Genomic DNA, 12014 nt, shown 5'->3' on the forward strand with positions numbered 1-12014 from the left:
ATCACAAATTGACAAAAACCCTGTTTTTTAAGATAAATACAGACAAATAGAATTTATCATTATATATATTTTCATGCATTTTCATTACTAGTGATTGTGTAAATCAGAAGCGGAGGACATAATTATGACTACTCTAAACGAAATTTTATCCGTTCCCCAATTTAAAGGCTTAAAATTGTTAAATAGCAACGGAGATTTATCAGCAGAAGTGACAAATTTAGACATTACTGAAAATAATGATATTAAGCATTTTACTTCAAATAATTCTTTTATTTTAACAACCGGTGTCTTGTTTCAAGATAATCAAGATAACTTAAAAAAGTTAATTAAAGATTTAAATGATATACACACTGCTGGACTTGGAATCAAAGTTTCAAGATTTTTACACGAAATCGAGCAAGATGTCATTGATTTTGCGGATGCTATCGAATTCCCATTAATTGAAATACCAGAAAGTTGGAACTTAGGTGAAATTACACACGAGATTTCTTCATTTATTTCAGACTCTGAAACTGGAAAGTTAAATTATGCATTACAAGTACAACAAGAATTAAACCAATTATTAATCAAAGGCTTCAGTATTGATACTATGATTGAGCGTATGAGCAAACTCTTAGGTGTACCTATCATTCTATTCGATCCTTTCAAAGCACCTGAAGCATACAGTCGTCATTATAGACAAGGTAACGCTTTAATGGCTGAACATACCAAATATTTCATGAACCATTATCAAGATGCGCTAACATATGATAAAAATAACCTCGTCTTTGAAAATAAAGACCATGTAATCTTCAAAGTATTAGGTTACACATACTTTCCATACTATTTAATGGTTTCTCAAGTTAATAAGCTTTCCTATCCCTTTAGTTTATTAACACTCGAACAAGTAGTCAGCGTGTTGAGTTTCGCCTTATACAAAAACACCAAAATACAAGAAGCCGAGGAAAATGATATTAATCGATTTTTCGAATCGTTAGTCAATAATCAAAACGATCAAACCCTTTCGATCAAAAAGCATGCTGATTTATTAAGACAATATTATATTTATCCCTCTGACTATTATCAAATTATCATTTGCGGCATTGACACCAAAAATAATCTAGAAAATAGTTACTACTTAAATGAGCGGCACCATCTCACATTCCTTTGGTTAAAGCATAAATTAACTGATATTGATTCTTATATCAGCGTTTATAAATTACCGAGTAACGATCGTTTTGCGATATTAATCCAAAATCGACATGAATATTACTTTGAATACCTAAAAAAAATACAACAAAGTTATAGTGAGTACTTTGATGATACGATTTCATTTGGTATCGGAAATGAAGTAACAGAATTCACACAGTTACCTTCTTCCTTTTTTGAAGCAAATGAAGCCTTTGAAAATGAACTGCTAAATCATGCAAAAACTTTTATCTCACAATATCATTCCAAAGATATTCAGGAGCTATTACAACTTATCCCTCAAGAAAAGCTATTACCTTTCGTAAAACATACTTTGGGCCCACTGAGTTATCCAAAACAAAAAAAGGATTTAGAATTAAAACAAACTTTAAAAGTGTACATGGATAATCAATGCGATATAACAAAAACGGCAGATAAAATATTTATACACAGAAATACTGTAAAATATAGAATCAATAAATGCAGTAATATGATTGGTACAAATATTGAAGACCCTGTTCATTCCTTAAATATACGTATCGCTTTATATGTATCTGAAATGATTCGTTTCGATTAATCGCTCCATCTATTTAAAAAAGCTACGCTGTTTGCGCAATCATGCAAACAACGTAGCTTTTTCCATTAATAAAACAACAGTGATCTATGTTACCTCTAAAACAAGCGATTCCAACCTATATTATCTATGCATTCATTTTCTCTAAAAATTCTTTGCAAAAAATATTAATTTTTTAAACCGAATGGTTTGCTTTGCTAACTTAAAATAATTAAAATTTATCGATGGGATGTTATAAAAAGGAGATGCATTTATGATGTCGGAGAATGTTATATCTAATAAAAAAAGAAATACGATTATATTAGTTATGCTAAGTAGTGCTTTTGTAGCGATGCTAAATCAAACATTGCTCAATACCGCACTACCAGCAATTATTACGGGATTAGAAATAACTGACACAACTGCTCAATGGTTGATTACAGGCTTTATGTTAGTGAATGGTATCATGATTCCACTAACAGCCTTTCTTATGGATCGATTTCACACAAGACCGCTCTATATTTTTTCTATGAGTGCGTTCTTAATTGGTTCAATCATTGCAGCACTTTCACCTACATTTGGCTTACTCATGTTTGCACGTGTAATTCAAGCGATTGGTGCAGGGATACTTTTACCGCTTATGCAATTCACTGTATTTACACTGTTCCCTTCTGAGAAACGTGGATTTGCAATGGGACTTACCGGTATAGTAGCACAATCAGCCCCAGCAATCGGACCAACCTTAACCGGATTTTTAATTGATACATTTAGCTGGAGAGCACCATTTATTGTGGTAGCTTTTATTGCGATTATCGCATTTATTGTAGGCGCAATATTTGTAGAAAGTAATAACGAAACCAAACATACACAATTAGACAAAACTTCTGTTATATATTCAACATTAGGTTTTGGTTTAATGCTTTACGGCTTTAGCAGCGCAGGCAACTTAGGTTTCACATCACCAATCGTTATTATTTCACTTATTGTGGGAATCTTGATTGTTACCATTTTCGTAACAAGACAAATTAGAATAGATAATCCACTATTAAATATGCGCGTATTTACAAATCGTACATTTTCACTATCTGCATTTGCGTCTATGGTATTATTTATCGGAATTGTAGGCCCAGCATTATTGATTCCAATTTATGTCCAATCAGGCTTAGGTCTATCTGCAATTCTGTCAGGTCTTGTTATCTTACCAGGTGCAGTAGTCAACGCATTTATGTCCGTCTATACAGGGAAAATATATGACAAATATGGCTTGAAAGTATTGGCGATTCCTGGATTTGTCCTTTTAATTTTTATGACAATACTACATTGTTTCTTAACTTCAGACACACCTTATTGGTATATTGTCGTCATTTACGCTTTAAGAATGTTTGCTGTAGCATTGATTATTATGCCACTGAATACAATTGGTATTAACGCATTAGAAAGTAAAAATATTTCACACGGTACTGCGATTATTAATTCTTTAAGAATTATTGCAGGTGCGATTGGTACTGCCATTATGATTACAATTATGGCAATTGTTCGTACAAACTATGTTCCAAGTAAGCATCAGTCCAAAGCAGATATTGCACAACAAGCGACTGTACAAGGTGTCGACGCAGCATTTGCATTCACTACGCTATTATTAATTATTGGTTTTATATTAACACTACTGATAAAAACAAAAAATAAAGCGGATAATACGCGTGAAGTATAATATTAAATCTATTTAAGTGAAAGTAGCAACGCTTCAGCAACTTGAACGGTGTAAAAACACACTAAGATTAGCTATGAAGAAATCTATGACGATAGATTTTTTCATAGCTATTTTATTATTCAATATTTCGTATTGTTGGCTCACTTTCTTAGGGCGACAGCTTCAGCCTATAGTCTTCAACTTGTTCTGTTCCCTCAAAAGTCTCGTCAAAATACAACGTATTCATATGTAATTTCTCATTGAAGTACTCAAAAAAGGCTCTATTTCAACCCAAAATGATGTTAAAAATCATTCTACATGCATACACCCAAAATTAATTTTTATGTTGCTATTTGTGGCTATTACCATTCTTTTATAAGATTGGCTTCAAATGATGTATTAATGTTAAGCAATCTTGCAAGAGTTATTAATATTTTATTGGTAGTAAAAAAATAGGTGCAAATCCGAGTCATAACTAACAAGTTGACTTTGAATTTGCACCTTTTAAAGTAATTACATATATAACTTCAGGGATCGATTTTAAGACAAATAAAAAAAGACGAGCGTTGCTCGTCTTCTTTTATGCGTTATTATAATTTAATAACGTTAGCTGCTTGAGGTCCACGGTCGCCTTCAACGATTTCGAATTCAACAGCTTGTCCTTCTTCTAATGATTTGTAGCCGTCTTGGTTAATTGCTGAGAAGTGTACGAATACATCGTTTCCGCCTTCTACTTCGATAAAACCAAAACCTTTTTCTGAGTTAAACCATTTAACTGTACCGTTATTCATAATAAAAATCCTCCAAGTGCTTTTGCACAAAAATTTGTAATCTGTCTAAAAAATTAAAAGGAGTAAATTCAAAAGAATAAAACTACAAATCAATTTCACGAACTAAATTACTTAATACCTAGTATAACGAATAATCAGACCTTTGTATACCCCTATTTTCAAATAAATATATTTTACACTTTATTTTTAGTAATATAATCCATTTGAAATATATAATTTAATTGAATATGAAAAATGACAAAATCGTTATTTTAAAATGCATTTTTGTAACTTAAAAATATAGAAAACAAATCAAATAACTTTTACATTATAGATAGTTACTTTAAGGAGGTAATAAGTATGAACAGGTTTGTAAAAGTACTTCTAAATATCTTTGTTATCATTATCATTGTTTTTATCGGCCTTTTTGGCTGGAAAGTTTATGCAGAAAAACATTCGGACAATCCTGATGTTGTTAGTTTTGCCAAATTAAATCCGCTCATTACTAATGAAGCATATTATGTAAAAACTCAAAAGCCAACAAAAGTTGAGCACAACAAAAGTGATGATGGAGAAACTTTTGTCACATATAATTATAAGCAAAATGGATATAACAAAAAAGGTGAAAAAAGACATTTAGATTTTAATGGTTTTGGTGAAAAACCCTTAAAAACAAATCATTACTTAAAATTAGACACTGAACTTGGGCATGTCCAAAGTTATAAAGAAGTGCCTAAAAATAAAGTACCTAAAAAAGCATTCAATAACCTTTAAACATCACATTATTAATCAAAACAATGCACTTAATAAAAATATTATTTTGATGAGCTAATAATATAATAATGCGCACAAGCTAGAATTATTTATTTACAAAATATGTTTTCTAACTTGTGCGCTTTGATTGTAATTTTTTAGTGACTACACCTTAGTTATTCATTCTTTTGACTATTTCATGCTTAATAATCATTAATGCTTGGCTGTACTTAGAACTTGTATTTTCTTGAGTGTTAATAATCAAAATGTCTACTAAATCATCATTATCCATTTGAACTAATTCTTGCCGAAATTGATCGATATTTTCTACTAATCTCTTATGGTTAGGCTGATACTTATCTATAACATAATATTGATCAGCACCAAGTCCACCCTCTTCAATCATTTTAGAAATTTCATCCGTGCGCATCTCATCAGTTCTATCAATTTTGATATCTTTATTGTAATAATTAACCATACATATCCCCCACTTCATTCACAAAATCCATCTCATATTAAGGTTACATGCTATCTTTTTGACACTAAACGTAAAACAATAAATCACGCCGTACCACTTACAATGAAATAAAATTACTCCAAAAGTTATATATTACATCTATACCCTGAAATGATATTTTAAACTTTAATTTAGATCATTCTTTTTTATACTTATAATTCAAGGAAGTAATTTAATAAATTTATAAAATATTATCGATTCTCTATATCGTTTCTAAAAACACCGAAACCATATACCTCATCTCCTTATAATGAACCTATTTTATATCTATCCTTTTTAAAAATTTTTAAAACATTTCATTATTTTATACTATCAAAATACATTATATTCTATGAGTATAAGATGATATCGTCTAACAGTTCATTATTCCTTATTGGATTGATGATGCATAAAACAGATTCCTAAGTTTTGATAGTAATACCACCATAATAACATTCATAAATACAAAAATTGCTGAATGATAAAATAAAGACTGAGACAACATTTGCCTCAGTCTTTAATACTTCTAATATTTTCTACCATTTTAATGCTCATAATCGCTTTTTTGCTTCGATGCCAATCCATATATTTGTTACTAAACCGACAATCCCCATAAATAATGATGGTATAACAGAATGATTGCTAGTATAAAACGTCACTAAAAACATAAGTAAACCAGTTATCATACTGATTAATATAGATGAAAATTTCATTGGATTACTCCTTTTCCGCTATATTAATTTACATTATTCCTATACTGAAATTCATTTAATAACATAATTAAATGATGTTCCTGTTTTTACATCGATTGAACCAGTAATAAAAACTTTCTACTTGAAGATATGATTTAAAGATAAATTTGGCGACGCAAATGCAATAATTTGGTTATTTATAAAACACAATCAAATCCCTCTTAACCACACTTAAAGTATTTCAACTCAATATGTATGCAATCACAAACAATATAATCGAAATGATGAGTGACATTAACCAAAATGGAGAACTCACTAAATCTTTATACGCTTGATCTGGTGCATTACGCATTTTCAACCGAATAAATTTGATTGCTAAATACAGCGCTTCAACAAAATTAACGATTAAAACAATGCTCAACAATATAATAGCCATGGTTCGCCCTCCAAGATATCATCTGATTTATTCCACATCGTACCATAAATTTTTCAAAGAATAAATATTGAAATAAATTTTAATTTTTATTACAACCTAAAAACATATGTGTTATCTTATAATTAATATTGCTCGTGGTTATTTTTAAAAATTATATGGATCAAATATCATAAAGTCGGAGGGGTATTGTGCAACTATTTTTACTTACACTTTTAGGTATGATTTTCGTTTTTGTATATGCTTCAAATTCAACAATACTTTTACATATCAAACTGATTAGACGAGCTAAAAACGAAGGTACCGCAGCAATGAATGGTAAACAATGTCGCTTTATGTGGTGTTTGTTTGCAGTTATGGCAACAGGCTTTTATCTATTATTACTTAATTTAAATTTGTAATCGAATAATCAAAATAAGGTGAAAGACTTGATGATTATATAAATAAGACCGTAGGGAGTCTAACCATCTTGATTCCTTTGATACCACTTTAATGCTTCACGCTCTACATGTTTGATAAAAGACGACTTGCCATTTGAATACGCACTTCTATTATTTGAATATTTGTTAGCGAGTATGATTTTTAATTTTTCATATTCTTTTGCAATTGTTTTATTAGCATTTAAATAATCTCTCAATGCCAAATGCCTATCAATATTTTCATAGTTATCAAATTGAAACATATGGACATGATGCGTTCTAGTATCCACACCTTTTATATAAAACCTTCTACCACTGATACCACTTTCTCCTTGAGGTTCATAACCTAATTGTCGCATCGTATTATTGTAACTATCCATATGCATTATATTTTCCACGACTACCATGATATCAATAACAGGCTTAGCATAAATATCTTTTATAGCTGTGCTGCCAATGTGATGCACTTCTATGATTTCTTTACCAACTACTTTTAACAATAGCTCTTTTTCTTTAACAAATTGTGCTTCCCATTTTTCATAATCTTTTTTTAATATAATTTCCATCCTTCAATTTCCTACTTTCTTTTATCCTCATTATTATTAAAAAGTGTCATAAAATTCATCTTAACTAAAACATTTTAAAATAAGGTCACTTTCTACCATAAATGAGCAATGATATAGTTGAATTAAAACTCGAACTGTGAAAAGTATGTTTCTAAAATACTGTATAATATAATAAAAACAAAAATAGTAAAGGAGTCAGCGTATGAAATTTGTAAGTTTAACAGCAATGACAGAAAAAGGCTTAAACAAGAAAGTTAATGAATTTTTAGAGGAAAATCCTTATATCGAAATCATTAAATTCGATTACCAATTAGGATATAGCAGCTGTGGCGTAGGTATTCTTTACAATAAAGTTAAGTCTCAGTCCTAAGTTTAAAAACTAACAATGTCTCAACATATTTTATTTAACACTATGAAATCGACCAGTATATTTTAGTTTATGTAAAAAAAAGCAACCTCATAAACTATAAGAAAATTCCTGATTAATAGTGAAACAATAGTTCTTTTCCTTTATTATGACAAGACTCTAGTTTCATATGATTTAAAAGACTTGTCGATAGAAAACACTTATAATTGTTTTAACAAAATATGTTTAGACTTCTATATAGCATTACTTATTTGTTCATTTACAAACCTATTTTCACGAACGGCTAATAAAATAATTGTAAAACGGTCATAATTATAGTTAACAAACAAGCTAATAACATAACATTTTGAGCTCTATGAGTGTCCTGATTTCCATTTTTATATTCCTTTATTACAAATAGCCAAGAAAGAATAACTAAAATCCCTAAAATAATGCTAATCGTTTTCATTTTACCTCTCCTAAAATGTACTGTATAACTTACTATTATTCGCTCAAGTTCAAAAAGATACTTCGAATTATATTTTTATAATATCATACATTTTAAAACGTGAATTGTTTGTAAATAATCTAACTTATTGTAATTGAAAATATCCCAATTTAAACTATACTTGTAATAAAAACAAAAGCTGAAACATAATAATGTTTCAGCTATGAATATCTTATGGAAAGTAAACGATTGTGACTACATCCACATCATAATATTTCTGTTATGATTAATGCTATTCAAAATGACATCACTGTAAGATTATCACAATAGTAATACCTAAAATGTCTTATTTTTGAAAAAACTTAAAATTAACACGTTTACATAATAATAAACTACCCGCAATCAATGAGATACTCGCTAAAAAAATGGTTAATATTCTATTATCTGAAATCATGCCTGTATTAGGTAATGCTTTTATTGCATTGTGCTTCACGCTATTTTTTGAATTTTTTACTTCAGTCTCAAATTTTGAGAAATTATTATTTTTCAAAGTATCTAAGTTCTGATTTTTATTAAATCGATCACTTTCTCCTACTGGGTTTTTAGAGTTTAAAACACCTTTATTTTTATATTTTTCATTTACTGCATTATTGTGCAATGACGTCTCACTATTAGATTTATGATTAAATTCTTTCGTAGCATCTTCTAATTCTTTCGGCTCTTCAACTTCTGCTATATCTTTATGCGGAAATACATTTGGTTCTGTAAACCTTCCATCCTTATGCAAAATACCATGAGGAATCTCTTCACCATTTGCCCTTGACTGCTAAATTGTACAACTGTCATTAATAAAGCTGTAGATAATAGTACCTTTTTCATTTTAAAACTTCCTTTCTAATGGAGTTATTGTAATATGAATATCTCTCTTATTTTTACTGTTAAAGTGAATTTTCGTAATATAAAATTTTCCTTAACTATCAAGAAGTTATCTGTTATATGTATTCAATATATTTTATAAATTAATAACGAATATTTATGGATTCATTACTAATTACCATAATATTGCAAGGAGTCATTTATTAAGGTAATATTTTTATTTAAGTAAAAATATAGATAGAAAATAGTAATAATATGTAAGTTTTAAATTTAAATATTGGTAATATCAAGTCTGTCAAAATGTTCAAGTCAAAATAAAAAGAGCTGGAAACTATATCTTAGCAATGTTCCCAACTCTTTTTATATGATTAAATATGATTCAACCTTATTTTAAAATGGTATTTTAGGTGTTTATAATTTCTCATAACACTGATTTTCAAATTTTATTAGTCTATTCTGATTGTGCTTTTATATAAAAGATACACTCTTCGTTTTATCAATAGTAGGTAAACCTATAATCAAACGTATTATTCACTTGATTTTGCTTTTTGAACTTTCAAAATTGTAAATATAATAACTATTGTTATGGTGATTAAATCAAAAGAATGTGTAAATGCTTGTCCAAATTCTTTTCCTTGCCAGAAGTAACGAATGATGAATAAAAGCGTTGAATGAACAAACAACGCAATAAACATGTATATCACTGGTTTATCAAGTAATAGACCAAAAACAAATACAAATAACAGCATCATTATAGTAAGTATCAGCATGACTATGGTTGGCATAGACATATTAAAACTCCAATCATATAGTATTTTAATCTTACTCTTCTAGAAACCTTTACGTTTAATTTGTCTATATGTAAAAATACCAAAAATAATGACAAAGGCGAATTGTACAGTTTTAATTAGAGGTGAGCTAAATTCTAATATTTTAATATGCAGCATTGTTCCAATAATAGGGGCTATAAAATTAAAACTAAATAATATTAGACATATACCAACTAATACTTGTTGTGATTTAGGCATATTTGCCACTCCAAATTATAAAATTATTGTTAAGAATGTTGATGCTTCCACTGAGGGTGACCCATTATTTAATGATGTAACAATCTCATCATCACTAAAAATACAGTGCTAAATTCCAAAAAATATTTTCTGATTTATTCTAATATGCTTATGACCCAATTGATACTTTTTCTTAATAAAAGTACATAAACATTTAGTTGGATTATATTATTTCATAAAAAATAACCGCACCAATTAAGATACGGTTATATAAATATATGACTTCTTGATAAAATTCCAAAAAAATCTTATCTAGCTTTTTGCATCACTTTACTTAATTAACGCTTACAGTAATTTCAATATCAATCGTGTGTTTTAGTGCTTTCGAATACGGGCAATAATTATGCGCTTTTTCAACGAACATCTTCGCTTCTTCTTGGCTGAGATCTTTAAGTAATACATCTAATTCAGCTGCCAATTTCACACCGCCATCAGATTTATCTGGCAATAAATAAGCAGTCGCACGTACTTCTGGCTCAATTGTACCTTTGCCTGCACCTTTCAAAATATGCATTAGCGCATTGTTAAAACAAGAGCTGTAACCTGCTGCAAATAACTGTTCAGGGTTTGACTCTGTAACGCCGTTGCCACCCATTTCTTTTGGAACAGCTAAGTCTTGATAAAATGTATTATCTTCACTAAAAACTTTTCCATCTCTTCCTCCATTACTTATGACAGTTGTTTCAAATAATGGTTTTGCCATGAAAATCACTCCAATAATTTTTGAAATTCAATAATAATGATTAATTAACCGTTTTACATATCGAATTAAGCTTAATCTAATTGTATTCTATCATTATTTTTTAGATATTTAAAATCATAAGTGTTAAATTGTCATTTGTCTCTACTCATTAAAAAATAGGACAAATACATAAGTAAAAGTCCTATTTGTCTATAATACTTTCAATCAATTCAACGTATAATTTATTTAACTCACCCATAAGACTGCCAGTTCTGACTTTTCCATAATTTCTCAAACACAAAAACACCCCCTTAAGCCAAAGACTTAAGGGGGTTCATCATTCTATATATTATTCCCACTCGATGAAGCAGTGATTTTTTATAGTTTTGTAACACTTGTGAACAGTTGATAAATCAATAGTTTAAACTATTCATCATTTGCATTAATTTACAACATTTTAAAATTTACGTATTCAATTACGTATTCATTCCCGCATGCGTGAGATACTGAATTTACAGTTACAATATTGTAATTCAATATCACTAGTGTTTATTTTTATTATCCTTTTTGTCGAAATGAAAATTTAAAAATATAAATATTAACCCTATAATTATGAATATACTATGACCAGTAATTTCTAATAAAATAGATCTATTTAAATCAAAGGCTTTAAATACAATAGGCTGTAGTATTATAATAGCTAGCAAATATAAACCTACTTTGGTAGAAGTAAAATACTTTGCCAAAATAATACACCCTCTCTAAATATAATCTTCTTATTCATTTCTCGATGCAATATAGACATAATGATAAATCCATTATTTTTTCAAAACACCTTCATTAAGAATTAAATAGGCGATTACACCAATTGGCACTCCTAGTAACGGCGTTACAAAACAGCTTGCAATTAGCATATATAAAATTACAATCCAAATGTCGTTAGATTCCCACTTCTTGTTTAACAAATAGTTCCACATTTCTTTTAAACTCATTACAAAATCACCTCATGTATTAAATCACTTAGTTTTATTTAAATATAGATTATCATACAACCTA

General features: G+C 29.0%; 15 protein-coding genes. 5 read left to right on the forward strand and 10 right to left on the reverse strand.

Annotation, left to right across the window (positions count from 1 at the left end; genetic code table 11):
- The first annotated feature begins 124 nt into the window (after positions 1 to 124).
- Positions 125 to 1744, forward strand: a complete 1620-nt coding sequence (locus tag MUA21_RS12195) for a PucR family transcriptional regulator (RefSeq protein WP_046207028.1) — start codon at positions 125 to 127, stop codon at positions 1742 to 1744.
- A gap of 253 nt (positions 1745 to 1997) precedes the next feature.
- Positions 1998 to 3431, forward strand: a complete 1434-nt coding sequence (locus MUA21_RS12200) for an MDR family MFS transporter (RefSeq protein WP_262562266.1) — start codon at positions 1998 to 2000, stop codon at positions 3429 to 3431.
- A 569-nt stretch (positions 3432 to 4000) separates the two neighbouring features.
- On the opposite strand, the gene cspD is transcribed toward MUA21_RS12200, so the two are convergent.
- A complete protein-coding gene (cspD, locus tag MUA21_RS12205) occupies positions 4001 to 4201 on the reverse strand; it encodes a cold-shock protein CspD (RefSeq protein WP_019469926.1) in 201 nt (66 codons plus the stop codon).
- 339 nt (positions 4202 to 4540) lie between these two features.
- Here cspD and MUA21_RS12210 point away from each other — a divergent pair, with 339 nt between their 5' ends.
- A complete protein-coding gene (locus MUA21_RS12210; RefSeq protein WP_262561400.1) occupies positions 4541 to 4954 on the forward strand; it encodes a YxeA family protein in 414 nt (137 codons plus the stop codon).
- A gap of 151 nt (positions 4955 to 5105) precedes the next feature.
- Here the strand turns inward: MUA21_RS12210 and MUA21_RS12215 are convergent, their stop codons facing one another.
- The 3 genes from MUA21_RS12215 to MUA21_RS12225 all read right to left on the reverse strand — a co-directional run bounded on the left by MUA21_RS12215 (position 5106) and on the right by MUA21_RS12225 (position 6557).
- Entirely contained in the window at positions 5106 to 5411 is a 306-nt protein-coding gene (locus MUA21_RS12215; RefSeq protein WP_073345049.1) for a hypothetical protein, read from the reverse strand.
- Positions 5412 to 5980: 569 nt separating this feature from the next.
- Positions 5981 to 6142, reverse strand: coding sequence for a hypothetical protein (locus MUA21_RS12220; RefSeq protein WP_155390637.1), 162 nt, complete (start codon positions 6140 to 6142; stop codon positions 5981 to 5983).
- Positions 6143 to 6362: 220 nt separating this feature from the next.
- Positions 6363 to 6557, reverse strand: a complete 195-nt coding sequence (locus MUA21_RS12225) for a hypothetical protein (protein WP_262561402.1) — start codon at positions 6555 to 6557, stop codon at positions 6363 to 6365.
- 188 nt (positions 6558 to 6745) lie between these two features.
- On the opposite strand from MUA21_RS12225, the gene MUA21_RS12230 reads away from it, so the two are divergent.
- Positions 6746 to 6955, forward strand: a complete 210-nt coding sequence (locus tag MUA21_RS12230) for a hypothetical protein (RefSeq protein WP_262561403.1) — start codon at positions 6746 to 6748, stop codon at positions 6953 to 6955.
- 59 nt (positions 6956 to 7014) lie between these two features.
- Here the strand turns inward: MUA21_RS12230 and MUA21_RS12235 are convergent, their stop codons facing one another.
- Entirely contained in the window at positions 7015 to 7539 is a 525-nt protein-coding gene (locus MUA21_RS12235) for a GrpB family protein (RefSeq protein WP_262561404.1), read from the reverse strand.
- A gap of 202 nt (positions 7540 to 7741) precedes the next feature.
- Here MUA21_RS12235 and MUA21_RS12240 point away from each other — a divergent pair, with 202 nt between their 5' ends.
- The gene (locus MUA21_RS12240; protein ID WP_262561405.1) at positions 7742 to 7909 is read left to right on the forward strand and encodes a hypothetical protein; all 168 of its coding nucleotides are present in this window, start codon (positions 7742 to 7744) and stop codon (positions 7907 to 7909) included.
- A 770-nt stretch (positions 7910 to 8679) separates the two neighbouring features.
- Here MUA21_RS12240 and MUA21_RS12245 read toward each other — a convergent pair.
- The 5 genes from MUA21_RS12245 to MUA21_RS12265 form a co-directional block, all read right to left on the reverse strand.
- Positions 8680 to 9120, reverse strand: a complete 441-nt coding sequence (locus tag MUA21_RS12245) for a hypothetical protein (RefSeq protein WP_262561407.1) — start codon at positions 9118 to 9120, stop codon at positions 8680 to 8682.
- A gap of 616 nt (positions 9121 to 9736) precedes the next feature.
- A complete protein-coding gene (locus MUA21_RS12250; RefSeq protein ID WP_262561408.1) occupies positions 9737 to 10000 on the reverse strand; it encodes a hypothetical protein in 264 nt (87 codons plus the stop codon).
- Between the two features lie 39 nt (positions 10001 to 10039).
- Positions 10040 to 10237 carry a hypothetical protein gene (locus MUA21_RS12255; protein ID WP_046207035.1) on the reverse strand — a complete coding sequence of 66 codons (198 nt, stop codon included), beginning with the start codon at positions 10235 to 10237 and terminating at the stop codon, positions 10040 to 10042.
- Positions 10238 to 10550: 313 nt separating this feature from the next.
- A complete protein-coding gene (locus MUA21_RS12260) occupies positions 10551 to 10979 on the reverse strand; it encodes an Ohr family peroxiredoxin (protein ID WP_262561409.1) in 429 nt (142 codons plus the stop codon).
- Positions 10980 to 11776: 797 nt separating this feature from the next.
- Positions 11777 to 11950 (reverse strand): VraH family peptide resistance protein, encoded by a 174-nt coding sequence (locus MUA21_RS12265; RefSeq protein ID WP_262561410.1) that lies wholly within the window; start codon positions 11948 to 11950, stop codon positions 11777 to 11779.
- Between the last annotated feature and the right edge of the window lie 64 nt (positions 11951 to 12014).

Source organism: Staphylococcus ureilyticus, assembly GCF_025558845.1.
GTDB lineage: Bacteria > Bacillota > Bacilli > Staphylococcales > Staphylococcaceae > Staphylococcus > Staphylococcus ureilyticus.